Genomic DNA, 14,984 nt, shown 5'->3' on the forward strand with positions numbered 1-14,984 from the left:
AAATCGAAAATGTGACGGCTGCCATTTTATGCGGAGGCAAAAGCAGGAGAATGGGCTTTGACAAGGCATTTCTTATGGATGAGGAGCAGTATTTGCTTCTGCAGACTGCCAAAGAACTTCAAAGCCTGTTTGAGCAGGTGGTTTTGGTCAGCAATACAAAAGCAAAGTTTGACGGCCGGACGGATTTCACGGAGTTTTCCATTTTAGAGGACCGCTATAAGGAGAAGGGTCCCATGGGCGGGATAAGCACTGCTTTAGAACAGGTTCAGACGGAATACGTTTTCATTATGGCCTGTGATATGCCTTTACCGGATATGGGGCTGATCGGCCGGATGTACCGGAAGCTGGAACAGGAACAGGTTTTGGTCTGCAGTCATGAGGGGAAATTAGAACCTTTGCTTGCCTTTTATCATAAGTCCTGTCTTCCTGTTTTAAAAGAACAAATGGAAAAAGGAGAGCTTAAGCCGCGCAGCGCTTTTCCGGCTCTTCATGTGGGTATGTATTGCTTAAGCGATACGGAATTAAGTGCCATAGTAAATTTAAACACACCGGAAGATGTACAAAAATGGAACCAGAAAACAGTAAAAATCAATGATGTTACATAGGAGGGGGAAATGGGATTTTTTAGTCCGGCAGAAGTTTTGGATATCTTGGGAGACAAGGCCCAAATAAAAAAGAAGTTATCGATTTTAAGATTATTTTTACTTTCCATTCTAGGTGGTTCATTTATCGCAGAAGGCTTTTTAGCTGCATACGTGTTCAGGGAACAGTGCCTGCCAGTGGGGGAGCTTTGGCTCCTTACTTGGAGGCTGCCTTTTCCCTATTGCTCATAGCCATTGTGCTGGTTGGAGGAGAATTAGCCACCGGAAATATGATGACCATGGCCATCGGCCTGTTCCAGAAAAAGATTTCTTTTTGGGACTTGATTTATAACTGGGTGGTGGTCATGGCAGGAAATATGGTTGGAAGCATTCTTGTTGCTTACTTTTTCGGGCATTTTGTGGGGCTGGCGGAAGGGCCTTTTTTGGCCAAGACCGTGGCTGTTGCCAGCTCCAAGATCAGTGATCCGCCTATGGTGGCCCTGGTTTCTGCTATTGGCTGCAACATTTTTGTCTGCATGGCTGTATGGCTTGCCACCAGCGCCAGGGATTATTTTGCCAAAATGGCAGGAATGTGGTTCCCTATCATGATTTTTGTGGTCCTGGGATTTCAGCACGTGGTGGCAAACGCTTTTGTCATTCCTGCAGCAATCTTTACAGGAGAATCTTCGATCACCTGGCTGAATTACCTGCAGAATACGGTGTTTGTCTTTATCGGCAACGCCATCGGCGGAGCCCTGGCTTTTGCCCTGCCCTGCTTTTATATGTATGGGCAGAAAGAGGAAGCAAAAAAGGAATGAGAAGTAAAAATAAAAGGAAGGAAAGGGTCATTGAAATGGACACAAGGGAAAGGGAAGAAAAGCTGAGGATCATCCGGCAGGATGGAGCAAAGCAGGAAAACATTTTGGAAATTTTAATTGATCTTCAATTTGCTTCGGAAGAAGGCTATATTGACAAAGAGACTGCGGCCATGGTGGCAGAGGAACTGCATATGTCAGAAACCAGGGTATATGAGATTGTCAGCTATTACGCTATGTTAAAGGATAAGCCCCAGGCCAGATTTGTCCTTAAAATCTGCAACAGTTCGCCCTGCCATTTCTCCCGTGCAGAAGAGGTGTGTTTATCCCTGGAGAAAAAGCTTGGCGTACCCATGGGAAAGACCACAGATGACGGCCTTTTTGCCTACCACTATATTCCGTGTGTGGGCGCCTGCGACATTGGTCCGGTCATTAAGATCAAGGATACGGTATTCGGCAATCTCAGCGACGAAAAGATATCTTCTCTGATCGATGATCTTCGCAGAGGCAAAATAGTCGTATAGACTGAAAGGGGGAACAAAACAGCAATGAAAGAACCGGTTCTTTTAAAACGAGTGGGGAAAATGACGGATCCCGCTTCTGTTGAGGAATATATAGAATATAACGGCTTTGCAGCACTTGAAAAAGCCGTAACAATGGACAAAGAGGATATTTTAGGTGAATTGGATACTGCTTTCCTTCGGGGAAGAGGCGGAGCAGCCTATCCCTTAGGCCGCAAATGGCGTCATTTATATGGCACCACCGATACACCTAAATACGTTGTCTGTAACGCGGACGAAGGGGAACCCGGCACCTTTAAGGATAAGCTGCTGCTGGAGAAGGACCCTCTCAGCATTATTGAAGGCATGCTGATTGCAGGATATGTGTTCGGTTCCAACGACGGTTATATTTATATCAGGGGAGAATACCGCCACATCCAGGCAGTGTTCCATCAGGCGGTAAGCAATGCCCTGTCTGCCGGGTATCTGGGAAATAAGATAATGGGGATCGATGGGTTTGACTTTAATCTCCACATTGTGTCCGGCGGCGGCGCTTATGTCTGCGGAGAGAACTCGGCGCTCCTTAACTCGGTGGAGGGCAAAACCGGGCGTCCAAGGGTGAAACCTCCCCACCTGGCTGATGTGGGACTTTACCGAAAGCCCACCCTGGTCAACAACGTGGAATCCTTTGCCTGCGTTCCGGCTGTCATCAATATGGGCGGAGAAGCATTTTTACAGCTTGGCACAAAGGATGGAGGCGGCACCAAGCTCATCTGTTTATCCGGACATATTAAAAACAGGGGCATTTATGAGATTCAGCTTGGGACCCCTCTTGATGAGATCCTTTACAGTGAGGAGTACGGAGGCGGCACCTCCACAGGAAGACCTATTAAATTCTGCCATTTTGGAGGGCAGTCCGGCCCCATCGGAACCAGCGGGCAGATCAAGGGACTCCTGTATGATTACGGAGATTTCTGGTCCAATAAGCTGGCGGTGGGATCCGGCGCCATTGTGGTAATGGATGACAGCGTAAGCGTTGTGGACTATATTACAAGCGTAATGGAATTTTTTTGTCCATGAGTCCTGCGGCAAATGCACTCCCTGCCGGCTGGGCACCACACGGCTTTTAGAGCTGCTCCAGAATCTTCAGCGCCATAAGGGCAGGCCAGGGGATCTGGAAAGGCTTGAAAAAATGCTGGAACATATTACTTATTTGTCCGCATGCGGACTTGGCCAATCGGTATCAGTTTCTGTGAATTCTGCCTTAGCCGGCTACAGAGATGAATTCGAAGCCTGTATCAGTTAATGGAGAAGGAGGATAATACTGTGTTAGAAACAGAGAAAAACAACTCTATGATTGAACTGGAAATCGACGGACACGCCATTGCCGTGGAAAAGGGAACCACCATTTGGAGGCCTGTAAAACACTGGATATAGAGATTCCCACCCTTTGCCATATGAAAGAGCTGGCTCCGGACGGTTCCTGCCGGATGTGCGTGGTGGAAATCGAGGGGGGAAGAAAGGGAGGACTGGTCCCTTCCTGCTCCGAGCACTGTGCTTCCGGAATGAAAGTATCCACCAGGTCGGAACGGGTGGTGGAATCCCGACGGTTTATCCTGGACCTTCTTTTGAGCAATCATGTGCTCAGCTGCTTTGACTGTGCCTCCAACGGGGAATGCAGGCTCCAGGATTACTGTCTGGAATACGGTGTGGAAAAAAACCAGCTTCACCTATGGAAAAAGAGTGGGAATGAATGAAGTAGACAGAAGCAATCCCTTCTTTTCCTTTCATCCTGAAAAATGTATTATGTGCCGGCGCTGTACAAGGGTATGTCAGCAGCTTCAGGGACGTGATGTCATCAGCGTTTCCAACCGCGGCTTTGATACCCGCATGAGCCCCAGCTATCAGCTTCCCTGGAGAGAGTCCATTTGTGAATCCTGCGGGAATTGTGTGTCAAACTGTCCCACAGGGGCTCTTTCTTCTAAGGATCAGCAGAGGCATTACAGGGCCTGGGAGGTGAAAAAGGTACGGACCACCTGTCCCCATTGCGCCACAGGCTGCCAGATGGACCTTCTGGTGAAGAATAACCGGATCGTAGGGGTTGATCCGGCTGACGGACCGTCAAACAGAGGCCTTTTGTGTGTAAAGGGCAAATTCGGCTCCTATAAGTTCATTCATTCCGGAGACCGTCTCACCCATCCATTGATCAAACACAACGGGAAATTTGAGAAGGCCAGCTGGGACGAAGCCTGGATTTAATCGCCCGCCGGTTTAAAGAAATTAAAAAGAAGTATGGAGCGGATGCCAATGCCGGCTTCTCCTGTTCACGGGCTCCCAATGAAGACAATTACATATTCCAGAAAATGATGCGGGCAGCTTTTGGAACCAACAATGTGGATAACTGTGCAAGAGTCTGTCACTCCGCCTCCGTCCACGGCCTTGCCACGACCCTGGGTTCCGGAGCCATGACAAATCCCATACAGGACATTACGGAAGACGTTGACCTGATTTTACTCATAGGCTCCAATCCCACCGAAGCCCACCCAGTAGTCGGCACACAGATCAGGCAGGCAATCCAGAGGGGCACACAGATCATTGTAGTAGACCCGCGTAAGATCGATCTGGTTAAGGATGCGGTCATCCATATGCCCATCAAAGCCGGAACCAATATTGCTTTTGCCAACGCGATGATCCATGTCATCATTCAGGAAGGCTTGCGGACATGGACTTTATACGGGAGAGGACCGAAGGCTTTGAAGAACTGGCTGAAATCGTGAAGGATTATACGCCGGAAAAGGCTGCAGAGATCTGTCACATTGATGCGGAGGATATCCGCAAAGCCGCAAGGATGTATGCCAGGGCAAAAAAAAGCACCTATCATATACTGTCTGGGAGTTACAGAGCACTCCACAGGAACAGAGGGCGTTATGAGCCTTTCCAATCTTGCCATGGCGGTCGGAAAAATAGGAAAATCAGGCTGCGGCATCAACCCTCTCCGGGGGCAGAATAATGTACAGGGCGCCTGTGACATGGGATGCATGCCCTATGATTTTCCGGGATACCAAAAGGTGGCAAACAAAGAAATTCGGGAAAAGTTTGAAAGGGTATGGGGAGTTCCCTTAAGTGAGACCATCGGGCTTATGTCCACCCAGGTACTGCCGGAGGCCGTAAAAGGAAAGATCAAAGGGCTCTACATTTTCGGAGAAGACCCCATGGTCACGGACCCGGATACAGGCCACGTTGCCAAGGCCCTGGAAAATCTGGATTTTCTTGTGGTCCAGGAGCTGTTTATGACAGAAACGGCCCAGTACGCTGATGTGGTCCTGCCCGGAACCAGTTATGGCGAAAAGGAGGGAACCTTCAGCAACACGGAACGGCGGGTACAGAGGGTGCGAAAGGCAGTGACTCTGGAAGGAGACATGCGCCTGGATACGGACATCTTTTATGATGTCATGAACCGTATGGGCTATCCCTGTGAGAGAAAAACAGCGGCTGAGATCATGGATGAAATCGCCAGCGTAACGCCGGCCTTTGGAGGAATCAGCTTTGAGAGGCTGGACCGGGGGGAGACGCTTCAGTGGCCCTGCCTGGACAAGGAGAGCAAAGGCACTTATATTATGCACGTTGGAAAATTTTCACGGGGCCTTGGATATTTTTATCCGGCAAAGTACAGGCCATCCAAGGAGCTTCCTGACAAAGACTATCCGTTTCTGATGGTCACAGGCCGTATGCTCTACCATTACAACACCAGAGCCATGACAGGCAGGACAGAAGGTTTAAATGAAATCTGCGGAGACTCCTATATTGAGATCAACCAGGGCGATGCAGCCATGCTGGGTATTAAGAACGGGGACAGGGTCAAAGTATCCTCCCGCCGCGGTGAGATTGAAACCAGGGCAGTGGTAGGAGATAAGATGATGCCTTCCGAGGTGTTCATGACCTTCCATTTCGCAGACGGAAATGTAAATAAAATCACAAATTTTGCGATCGACGATATTGCCCGCATTCCGGAGTACAAGGTGTGCGCGGTATCTGTAAAACGCGCTTAATCCTGTCATTAAAGAATAGGGGGCTGCAAAATGCCCCTTTATCTTTTATACAGCTATATTAGGAAGGAGGAGCCAGATTGATTGAATTAGAAGAAGCCATTCAACTGCTGGTGAACAGCGTTAAAATAGAAACAAAGACAGAAAAGCTGGACATTTTATCTGCCTGCGGAAGAATCTGTGCAGAGGAGGTGACAGCACCTTTCCCGGTTCCCCATTTTCCCAAATCAGGAATGGATGGGTATGCGGTCAGAAGTCAGGATACAAAAGGCGCTTCAAGGGAAAATCCAATCCATCTTCAGGTGGTTGGTGAAATATGTGCTGGAGATTATCTTTCTCTAAAGGCAAAGCCCGGTACAACGGTCCGGGTGATGACCGGTGCCATGGTGCCGGAGGGCTATGACTGTGTGATACGACAGGAAGATACGGACTATGGCCAGGAACAGGCAGAGATCTATGTGGAGGGAAGACCCTGGCAGAACTATTGCAGGATCGGAGAGGACATTCAGGGAGGAACGTGCATGATCCCCCGGCAGGCCCGTTTGGGCGCAGGCATATCGGTGTTTTAGCCAGTATGGGAATCCAGGAGATTACGGTGCTTGAAGAGCCGAAAGTGGGCATCATTTCAACGGGGAATGAGCTTGTGCCGCTTGCCAGGCCCTTGGGAAAGGTAGGGGTATATCCCAGCAGCGCCTATGCCATCGCTTCCCAGCTGAAAGCTCAGGGAGTCCAAGTACCTTTTATGGAAATCTGCCTGATGATCCCCGGGAATTTTCCCGCATGCTGGATGAGAGAATCGGCCAGGCGGATGTGATCATCACCACTGGTGCGCTTTCCGTGGGAAAGAAGGATTTTCTTCCTGAGGCATTGGAAGATATGGGCGCTGTAAGAATCTTTCATGGAGTGAATATGCGCCCGGGCACGCCTGTCATGGCCAACCGGTACAGGGAAAAGCTCATTCTCAGCTTATCCGGCTATCCCTTTGCTGCCATGGTCAATTTCCAGATGTTCTTCTGGCCTGTTCTGGCCAGGTTCATGGGCGATGATTCTCTTTCCTGGAAGAAAACAAGGCGTATGGTTTTAGAGGGAAACGCCAGTGAGGCAAAAAGAAGACGGTTTGTCCAGGCCTTCAGCGATGATGCAGGCGTTCATATTTTTGACAGAAACCACCATTCCTCCGTTTTATCCGGAATGCTCCGTTCAAACTGCATCATTGACCAGAAACAGGGATCGGTTATATCACCGGGGGATATGGTGGATATTCTGTATTGGAAGCAGGAAAGATAAAATTATGCCTGGAAAAATGCCTCTGTCAGTTTCACAAGGGCTTCCTGGTCCTTAGCTCCCATGATTTCCCTTGCAGAGTGCATGGCAAGTATGGGCACGCCTGCATCGACTGTCCGCATGGTAAGAAGGGCGGAAGAGATGCTTCCTAAAGTAGAACCGCCTTTTACATCAGAGCGGTTGGAGAACTTTTTATAAGGAATATTATTTTTACGGCAGATCCCTTCAATGACTCCGGTGCTGGAAGCATCGGTGGCATAGGCCTGGCTGGAGGCCAGCTTAATGGCGACCCCGTCTCCCATAAGGATCTGGTTCTTAATATCACATTTTTCCCCGTGGTTGGGGTGAATGGCATGGGCCACATCCAGGGACAGCAAAAATCCGCCAAGCAGAACATTTAAGAAGGTTTCCCTGGAATAGCCCAGAGATAAGCAGATCTTTTCAAGAATGCGCTCCATCAGGCAGAAGCAGCTCCCTGCTTGGTATGGCTTCCGATTTCCTCATTGTCGTACAAGGCGATGGCATGAATGCCGTTTTTGCACGGACCGGCCATGATTCCGCTTAAGCAGGCCTGCACGGATGTCAAGTTATCCAGACGGGGAGAAGAGTAAAATTCATTCTGTAAGCCTAACAGGGTTCCCTGCTCCCAGCAATAAATGCAGATTTCATAATCCAGAATATCTTCCTTTTTCACACCTGCCTCTTTTGCCAGGGCTTCCAGGAAAAAGTCTTCCTTGCTTAACTCATCCGTGATCCGGGTAATGAGGGGAAGCATGTCTATCTGTGCATTGATGGCAACTCCGTCGTTGGCATCCCGGTTCATATGGATGGCCAGGTTCGGGACCGTAAGGAGGGGACGTGAAAAGTCCACAAATATGGTTTCAGGCTTCATGGGAGATGCTCCGGCTACGCAGACCTTGCCTGCCATGGATAAGGGGCGGTCAAACCAGGTTCCTAAAAGAGGGCCTCCGTATACTTCTACGTTAAGCTTTCCGTATTCCAGGGAAGTGACCTCAGGGGAGGGTTTAACTTTCAGGCATGGCCAGTCCGTATGGGAGGCAGCCAGCTTAAGGGCAGGTATTTCGCCAAGCTCTTCCCCTACGGAAAATGCGATCAGGGTGGAGTCAAAAGCATTTATGTAGTATGACCCGCCCTGCTTTAACTCCCAGGGGTCAGCCAGAGACAGCTCCTTAAAGCCTGCGGATAAAAGCTGGTCTGCCGCCGCCATGATGCAGTGGTATGGAGAAACTGATGCGGCGATCAGTGTTTCTAACTGTTTGATATGATTCATATGGTTTCCTCTTTTCTGCCCATGTTTTTTGGGCTTGAGTCCGCAGTGCAGCCAGGGAATCCTGGGGATCCCCTGGCTCACGGGCATTCGCCCTATGAAACAGGCCATGACAAGATTTTCTTATGTGCAGGCACAACGAAAATCTTCCCCTGGCCTGTTTCGCACTGCTCATTGCTTTCGTGGATAGTATACCACAGAAAAACTCTGTTTGGAATACCGAAGATCGTGGGAAATCCTGCGTTGACAGTCTGGGAGGATCCGGTGTATAGTAAACGGATAGAGATTATAAAATGGGGAGAAATTGCCATGATCGCACTGAAAATTGAGGACCTTAAGCTCTTTACCTCCAAGCTGTTCGTGGGGGAAGTGTTTGACCAGTTCCTTGCAAAGGAAGCTGTTATCGTTACCTATAATACATTTACCATAGACGGAACCATACGTTCCGGCTATTACTCCAAAGATGAAATGGAGGAAATGAACATCGGACAGCTTTCTGCCTGGGCCATGATGAAGCCTTTTTGTTTTTCATTAATTAAAGGAAAGAGACTTCCCGTCAGTTTCCGGATCATCCTGCAGATGTCAAAGGAAGGAACAGAACGCTTTCTTGCATCCCGCCAGATTTCCCTTACGCCCGACCAGGTGAAGGGGCTGTACATCAATATCCGTTATGAGGAAGATAAGCTTACCTGCGTGACAGGAACTTCGGTTTCTGTCTTTACTCTGGATAAGACCCTGGATGAGGAATGGGACCAGGCCTTTAAAGGGTTTTTAAAGCAAAATGAGATTCCGTTCCTGGAAGAATAGAATTATTAGCACTCGATTTAATTGAGTGCTGATTTTCTATTGACATTTCCATAATCGCGTATTAAAATATTCTTTGCAGGAAAAGGCTGAAAGTGATTCATTCGTATACAAACTTGTGAAAATTCCATGGAAACATGGAACTGAAATAGAAAAAAAGAGTAAGGAGTGTTCTAATATGGCAAAAACAGGTAGTTTAACAATTAACAGCGAAAATATTTTCCCGATTATTAAAAAAATGGCTGTATTCCGACCATGATATTTTTTTACCGCGAGCTTGTTTCCAATGGCTGCGACGCCATTACAAAGCTTAAGAAGCTGGAAATCATGGGAGAATGGCAGAAGCCTGAGGATCTGGATTTTAAGATCGAGATCATTACAGATTCCAATGAAAAGTCCATTACCTTTAAGGACAACGGCCTTGGAATGACCATGGATGAAGTGGATGAGTACATCAACCAGATCGCTTTCTCCGGCGCCCAGGATTTCCTTGAAAAATATAAGGACAAGGCCAATGAAGATCAGATCATCGGCCATTTCGGACTTGGTTTTTATTCCGCATTCATGGTAGCAGACAGAGTCACCATTGATACCTTATCCTATAAGGAAGGAGCTTCTGCAGTTCACTGGGAGTCTGACGGCGGTACGGAATTTGAGATGGAAGAAGGGGACAAGACAGAGTTCGGTACTACCATTAAGCTGTATCTCAATGAAGAAAGCTTAGAGTTCTGCAACGAGTACCGCGCAAAGGAAGTTCTTGATAAATACTGTTCCTTTATGCCTGTTCCAATCTACTTGTCCAGTTCCTCTTCCGAGCCTCAGTATGAGACCATTGAAAAGGATGAGCTGACCGACAAGGACACTGTGATCGAAACCATTGTCGAGGAAGCAAAGACCGAGGAAAAAGAGAACGAAAACGGTGAGAAGGAAGTCGTAGAGATATCTCCTGCCAGAGAAAAATATAAGATTAAAAAACGTCCGGTACCTGTTAATGATACCAATCCTCTTTGGAACAAGCATCCTAACGACTGCACAGAGGAGGAATACAAGTCATTCTACCGCAAGGTGTTCAATGACTACAAGGAACCCTTATTCTGGATTCACTTAAATATGGATTATCCCTTCAACTTAAAGGGAATTCTTTACTTCCCCAAGCTGAATTTAAATTATGACAGCCTGGAAGGAACCATTAAGCTGTATAACAGCCAGGTATTTATTGCTGACAATATAAAGGAAGTTATCCCGGAATTCCTGATGCTGTTAAAGGGCGTGATCGATTGTCCGGATCTTCCTCTTAACGTATCCAGAAGCGCCCTTCAGAACGATGGTTTTGTAAAGAAGATTTCCGACTACATCACAAAGAAGGTTGCAGATAAATTAACGGGCATGTTTAAGACAGACCGTGAAAATTATGAAAAGTACTGGGATGACATCAATCCATTTATTAAATTCGGCTGCTTAAAGGATGAGAAATTTGCGGAAAAGATCAATGATTCCCTCATCTTTAAGAATCTGGAAGGCAAGTATTTAACTCTTTCCGATTGCCTGGAGGAGAATAAGGAGAAGCATGAGAACAGCGTATTCTATATCTCCGATGAAAAAGAGCAGAGCCAGTACATCAATATGTTTAAAGAGGCTGGTATGGATGCGGTTTATCTGACCCATAATATTGACAGCCCGTTTGTAGGCTATCTGGAACAGAAGAATGAGAATGTTAAATTTTTATGCATTAATTCTGATTTATCTGACACTTTTAAGGAAGAGGTGAAGGAAGAGGATAAGGAAGCCATGAAGGCAGACGCAGAGGCCCTGACCGAGCTGTTCCGAAAGGCATTAAACAAAGAGCATCTGGAAGTAAAGGTTGAGAAGTTAAAGAACGAAAATGTATCCTCCATGATCACAGTATCCGAGGAATCCCGCCGTATGCAGGAAATGATGAAGATGTATACGATGCCTGGAATGGATCCTTCCATGTTTGGGGCAGGCGGTGAGACCCTGGTCCTTAACTACAACAATAAGCTGGTGCAGTATATACTGGGACACAAAGACGGGGACCACACAAACTCCATCTGTGAACAGCTTTATGATCTGGCGGCTCTCAGCATGGTTCCCTGACACCAGAGCGCATGACGAAATTTATTGCCAGAAGCAATGAACTGATGCTTGTGATGGCAGAGGCATAGAATACAGAATCAATGGATTTAGGGATATCTTTTTTTGTCCATTTGTGCTATATTAGATATAATGATTTTGATATTGGCAGGAAAAAAATACCTTTGGGGGGATCCTGCCCCCGCTTGATCGGGCATGTATCGATTGCCTAAATAGCACGGGCATTGAAAGGAGAAACTTTAATGAAGGAAAAGACGATGAAGATAAGGAAAGCAGTGCTGCGCCTTATGATGGCTCTCATGATCGGCATGTTTGCAGGAGCTGTGCCTGGAACCGCACTGGTATCTCATGCAGAGACAGTTGCTGTTTCTGAGGCCAACCTACCGGCAGAAGGAGCCTCAGAGGAAATCGGAATGGACTTTATAATGAAATTTTTCGGAGGACTTATGCTTCTGATCCTGTTTGTTGTCGTAGTGGTAGTATGTTCCAGCATAAGTGCGGTAGGAGTATTTGATACGCAGGGAGACTAATAATATCTGATGGTAAGTTAAGGACTTGTACCCTGGAGTTTTCCTGGTATAAGTCCTTTTTTACAATCTGGCGATCCATGAAAAAAAGGAATTAAAAATCATTCTCATAACTGCCAGATAGTGCCAAATTATTCTATTGACATCCGGGTCTGGTTTCTCTATAATATATAGTAATGAATACTACATGATAAGTTTCGTGCCAGAAGGAAGGATAGAGATATGAGCTATAAAATTATTGGGGACAGCTGCCTGGATATTACGGCAGATTTAAGAAAGGATCCTCACTTTCAGATAATTCCCCTTATTTTACAAGTGGGAAATACTCAGATAATCGATGACGAGACCTTCGACCAGAAGAGCTTTTTGGAGCTGGTGAAAAGCAGCAGCGAGTGTCCAAAAACAGCTTGTCCGTCACCGGAACTGTATAAAGAAGCCTTTGAGTGCGACGCTGACAGATCTTTGTGATCCCCTTGTCAGAGCATTTAAGCGGAAGCTATAACAGCGCAGTTCTGGGAAAAAAACTTTATGAAGAAGAACATGGGAATGACGGGAAAAAGATTGCAGTACTTGCTTCAAATTCTGCCTCTGCAGGACAGTTGAATATTGCTCTTTACGTTCAGTCCCTTTGCCAGGCATCCCTGACCTTTGAAGAGATCGAAGAGAAGGCAAGGACCTTCATTAAGAATATGAATACCTATTTCGTACTGGAAAGCCTGGATACTTTAAGAAAAAATGGACGCCTTACCGGTCTTCAGGCTTTTTTTGCCACAGCCCTGAATATCAAGCCGGTCATGGGATCTGATTCCGGCGTGATCATTAAGCTGGACCAGGCCAGAGGAATCAATAAGGCGCTGACCCGCATGGTGGAGATTGCCCTAAAAGAGGGCGGAGATACCAGAGATAAGGTTCTGGTCATTTCTCATTGCAATAATCCGCAAAGGGCGGAACACGTAAAGCAGGAGATGCAAAAAAAAGCTGTATTCAAGGATGTGATCATTACAGAGACAGCAGGAGTTGCTACGGTATATGCCAATGACGGCGGAATCGTCATGACGCTCTAAAAAAAGTGTATCATAAATGCTTTACAAATTTGGAAAAATATGTTAATATCCTCACAAACAGAGAATTACTAGGTGTAACTGTAGTGAATCGTGCAGGCATGACTGGTTATATTTATACTTTTGCTCAGGCAAAGCGTAAATATGACCAGTTTTTTATTTAGCCGAATCAACCAGGGCCGCGGATTGGGAATATCCGCCTGACTGGGAATTTGATGATAATAAAAGAACCCATGTTTTATGAGAGCCTGGAAACACGGCCTCTCATAAGCTGTATTTTAAATTAAGAAAGGATGGAAACTATGAGAGAAAACTTTTTGTGGGGAGGCGCCACTGCGGCAAATCAGTGCGAAGGCGGCTGGAAGGAAGGAAACAGGGGAAAGGGGACTGTGGATGTGATCCCATGGGGAGAAAACCGTTTTCCGGTCATGCAGGGAGAGATGGATTACAGACAGCTGCCTGAGGATTCCTATTATCCTTCCAGGGAAGCTATTGACATGTACGGCCATTATAAAGAAGACATCGCCTTATTTGCAGAAATGGGGTTCAAGTGCTATCGCTTTTCCTTTTCCTGGTCCCGTATTTTCCCCACCGGAGAGGAAGAAGAGCCTAATGAAGAAGGGCTGAAGTTTTATGAAGATTTCATTGACGAGCTTTTAAAGTATGGGATTGAGCCGGTAGTGACCATCTGCCATTTTGATGTGCCCCTGGCTCTTGTTGAAAAATACGGTTCCTGGAAGAACCGGAAGGTCATTGACTGTTTTGTAAAATACTGTGATGCCATTTTCCGCCGCTTCCGGGATAAAGTGGCTTACTGGATTACATTTAATGAGATCAATATGCTTCTTCACCTTCCGTTTATGGGAGCCGGAATCCGGTTCTTTAAGGGAGAGGATGAAACCCAGGTGAAATACCAGGCTGCCCATAACGAATTGGTGGCTTCTGCATGGCAACCAGACTGGCTCACCAGATAAATCCGGATTTAAAATAGGCTGTATGCTTGCTGCAGGAAACTTCTATCCCTATAGCTGCAATCCGGAGGATGTCTGGGAGAGTATAAAAAAGGACAGGGAAAATTATTTCTTTATTGATGTACAGGCCAGAGGAGAATACCCTGCCTATGCAAAGAAGATGTTTGAAAGGGAAGGAATCAAGCTTGAAACAGGGCCGGAAGACTATGAAATCCTGAAAGAACATAGGGTGGACTTTATTTCCTTCAGCTATTACGCATCCCGGTGTGCCAGCACATCAAAAGACGTCATTACAAAATCCACATCAGGCAATGTTATGAAGAGCATCAAGAATCCTTATTTAAAGGAATCGGAATGGGGCTGGCAGATCGATCCTCTTGGGCTTAGGATTACCTTAAACACCCTGTATGACCGGTACCAGAAACCTTTATTTATCGTGGAAAACGGCCTTGGTGCGGTGGATAGTCTGGAAGAGGATGGAAGCATCAATGATGACTACAGGATAAGTTATCTGGAAGAGCATATTAAGGCAATGATAGAGGCTGTGGATGAGGATGGAGTGGATTTATTAGGATATACCCCCTGGGGCTGCATTGACCTTGTCAGTGCGTCTACGGGAGAGATGAAAAAACGATACGGTTTTATCTATGTTGATAAGGATAATGAAGGAAACGGAACCTTAAAACGCAGCAGGAAGAAATCCTTTGAATGGTATAAAAATGTAATCGCCAGTAATGGAGCCGTTTTAAAGTAAACAGAAAGCCGATAAGGAAGGCTTGCCTTCCTGGCAGTTTTTCATCAGCGGTTCAAGTAAGAATGCAGTATAAGGGGAGAAAAGAAAGCGTCTTTTTGGGAAATGCCAGGGATCATTGACGGATCCGCGGAACCCCAAAAGGTGCTTTTTTTTGTTTTCCCATGTGGTGCCAGAAGGTCTTAAACATTCATAATGAATAAAAGGGAATATTTGACAAATCCATGGAACCAGTGTAAGATAA

At 46.6% G+C, this 14,984-nt stretch carries 17 protein-coding genes and 3 pseudogenes; 18 read left to right on the top strand and 2 right to left on the bottom strand.

The features are described from left to right. The first annotated feature begins 11 nt into the window (after positions 1-11). From JCM10519_RS12075 to JCM10519_RS12110, 12 genes and pseudogenes are all read left to right on the top strand, one after another. Positions 12-605 carry a molybdenum cofactor guanylyltransferase gene (locus tag JCM10519_RS12075; protein ID WP_347843979.1) on the top strand — a complete coding sequence of 198 codons (594 nt, stop codon included), beginning with the start codon at positions 12-14 and terminating at the stop codon, positions 603-605. Positions 606-769: 164 nt separating this feature from the next. Continuing rightward, positions 770-1,399, top strand: coding sequence for a formate/nitrite transporter family protein (locus tag JCM10519_RS12080; protein ID WP_347843980.1), 630 nt, complete (start codon positions 770-772; stop codon positions 1,397-1,399). After that, positions 1,396-1,920 (top strand): NAD(P)H-dependent oxidoreductase subunit E, encoded by a 525-nt coding sequence (locus JCM10519_RS12085; RefSeq protein ID WP_347843981.1) that lies wholly within the window; start codon positions 1,396-1,398, stop codon positions 1,918-1,920. Before JCM10519_RS12080 ends, JCM10519_RS12085 begins: the two co-directional genes overlap by 4 nt. Positions 1,921-1,944: 24 nt before the next feature. Next, a complete protein-coding gene (locus tag JCM10519_RS12090) occupies positions 1,945-2,976 on the top strand; it encodes an NADH-quinone oxidoreductase subunit F (protein ID WP_347843982.1) in 1,032 nt (343 codons plus the stop codon). 28 nt (positions 2,977-3,004) lie between these two features. Next, a complete protein-coding gene (locus JCM10519_RS29315) occupies positions 3,005-3,202 on the top strand; it encodes an NADH-ubiquinone oxidoreductase-F iron-sulfur binding region domain-containing protein (protein WP_347844007.1) in 198 nt (65 codons plus the stop codon). A gap of 103 nt (positions 3,203-3,305) precedes the next feature. Beyond that, on the top strand, positions 3,306-3,653 hold the full coding sequence (locus JCM10519_RS29320; protein WP_347843983.1) for a 2Fe-2S iron-sulfur cluster-binding protein: 348 nt from the start codon (positions 3,306-3,308) through the stop codon (positions 3,651-3,653). Next, positions 3,646-4,155: a 4Fe-4S dicluster domain-containing protein gene (locus tag JCM10519_RS29325; RefSeq protein ID WP_347843984.1), complete on the top strand. Its 510-nt coding sequence runs from the start codon at positions 3,646-3,648 to the stop codon at positions 4,153-4,155. Before JCM10519_RS29320 ends, JCM10519_RS29325 begins: the two co-directional genes overlap by 8 nt. A gap of 20 nt (positions 4,156-4,175) precedes the next feature. Continuing rightward, positions 4,176-5,294, top strand: a pseudogene (locus JCM10519_RS29330) (molybdopterin-dependent oxidoreductase); the annotation flags it as partial. A gap of 357 nt (positions 5,295-5,651) precedes the next feature. After that, positions 5,652-5,945: a molybdopterin dinucleotide binding domain-containing protein gene (locus JCM10519_RS29335; protein WP_347844008.1), complete on the top strand. Its 294-nt coding sequence runs from the start codon at positions 5,652-5,654 to the stop codon at positions 5,943-5,945. 77 nt (positions 5,946-6,022) lie between these two features. Beyond that, complete coding sequence (locus tag JCM10519_RS12100) at positions 6,023-6,511, top strand: hypothetical protein (protein ID WP_054739429.1); 489 nt, start codon at positions 6,023-6,025, stop codon at positions 6,509-6,511. 26 nt (positions 6,512-6,537) lie between these two features. Continuing rightward, positions 6,538-6,756, top strand: coding sequence for a hypothetical protein (locus JCM10519_RS12105; protein ID WP_347843985.1), 219 nt, complete (start codon positions 6,538-6,540; stop codon positions 6,754-6,756). Continuing rightward, complete coding sequence (locus JCM10519_RS12110; protein WP_347843986.1) at positions 6,723-7,229, top strand: molybdopterin-binding protein; 507 nt, start codon at positions 6,723-6,725, stop codon at positions 7,227-7,229. Before JCM10519_RS12105 ends, JCM10519_RS12110 begins: the two co-directional genes overlap by 34 nt. Positions 7,230-7,231: 2 nt before the next feature. On the opposite strand, the gene JCM10519_RS29340 is transcribed toward JCM10519_RS12110, so the two are convergent. Next, a complete protein-coding gene (locus JCM10519_RS29340; RefSeq protein ID WP_347843987.1) occupies positions 7,232-7,684 on the bottom strand; it encodes a hypothetical protein in 453 nt (150 codons plus the stop codon). Further along, on the bottom strand, positions 7,684-8,517 hold the full coding sequence (locus tag JCM10519_RS29345) for a hypothetical protein (RefSeq protein ID WP_347843988.1): 834 nt from the start codon (positions 8,515-8,517) through the stop codon (positions 7,684-7,686). Before JCM10519_RS29345 ends, JCM10519_RS29340 begins: the two co-directional genes overlap by 1 nt. Positions 8,518-8,778: 261 nt before the next feature. Between JCM10519_RS29345 and JCM10519_RS12120 the strand changes: the two genes are divergently transcribed. The 6 genes and pseudogenes from JCM10519_RS12120 (at position 8,779) to JCM10519_RS12140 (ending at position 14,743) form a co-directional block, all read left to right on the top strand. Continuing rightward, positions 8,779-9,321, top strand: a complete 543-nt coding sequence (locus JCM10519_RS12120; protein WP_347843989.1) for a DUF5721 family protein — start codon at positions 8,779-8,781, stop codon at positions 9,319-9,321. A 175-nt stretch (positions 9,322-9,496) separates the two neighbouring features. Then, positions 9,497-11,501: pseudogene (htpG, locus tag JCM10519_RS12125) on the top strand (molecular chaperone HtpG). 171 nt (positions 11,502-11,672) lie between these two features. After that, a complete protein-coding gene (locus tag JCM10519_RS12130) occupies positions 11,673-11,960 on the top strand; it encodes a hypothetical protein (protein WP_054739436.1) in 288 nt (95 codons plus the stop codon). A gap of 219 nt (positions 11,961-12,179) precedes the next feature. Beyond that, on the top strand, positions 12,180-12,425 hold the full coding sequence (locus JCM10519_RS29350; RefSeq protein ID WP_347843990.1) for a DegV family protein: 246 nt from the start codon (positions 12,180-12,182) through the stop codon (positions 12,423-12,425). Then, entirely contained in the window at positions 12,422-13,021 is a 600-nt protein-coding gene (locus JCM10519_RS12135) for a DegV family protein (RefSeq protein WP_347843991.1), read from the top strand. The genes JCM10519_RS29350 and JCM10519_RS12135 overlap by 4 nt, the downstream gene beginning before the upstream one ends. 290 nt (positions 13,022-13,311) lie before the next feature. Next, a pseudogene (locus JCM10519_RS12140) lies at positions 13,312-14,743 on the top strand (6-phospho-beta-glucosidase). Positions 14,744-14,984: the final 241 nt, after the last annotated feature.

The organism is Clostridium sp. NkU-1, from assembly GCA_001312405.1.

Excerpts from the sequence above, each read along its gene's own strand:
- JCM10519_RS12085 (WP_347843981.1), top strand. The coding sequence starts at position 1,396 with ATGAGAAGTAAAAATAAAAGGAAGGAAAGGGTCATTGAAATGGACACA.
- JCM10519_RS12090 (WP_347843982.1), top strand. The coding sequence starts at position 1,945 with ATGAAAGAACCGGTTCTTTTAAAACGAGTGGGGAAAATGACGGATCCC.
- JCM10519_RS29325 (WP_347843984.1), top strand. The coding sequence starts at position 3,646 with ATGAATGAAGTAGACAGAAGCAATCCCTTCTTTTCCTTTCATCCTGAA.
- JCM10519_RS29335 (WP_347844008.1), top strand. The coding sequence starts at position 5,652 with ATGACAGGCAGGACAGAAGGTTTAAATGAAATCTGCGGAGACTCCTAT.
- JCM10519_RS12110 (WP_347843986.1), top strand. The coding sequence starts at position 6,723 with ATGCTGGATGAGAGAATCGGCCAGGCGGATGTGATCATCACCACTGGT.
- JCM10519_RS29340 (WP_347843987.1), bottom strand. The coding sequence starts at position 7,684 with ATGGAGCGCATTCTTGAAAAGATCTGCTTATCTCTGGGCTATTCCAGG.
- JCM10519_RS29345 (WP_347843988.1), bottom strand. The coding sequence starts at position 8,517 with ATGAATCATATCAAACAGTTAGAAACACTGATCGCCGCATCAGTTTCT.
- JCM10519_RS12130 (WP_054739436.1), top strand. The coding sequence starts at position 11,673 with ATGAAGGAAAAGACGATGAAGATAAGGAAAGCAGTGCTGCGCCTTATG.
- JCM10519_RS29350 (WP_347843990.1), top strand. The coding sequence starts at position 12,180 with ATGAGCTATAAAATTATTGGGGACAGCTGCCTGGATATTACGGCAGAT.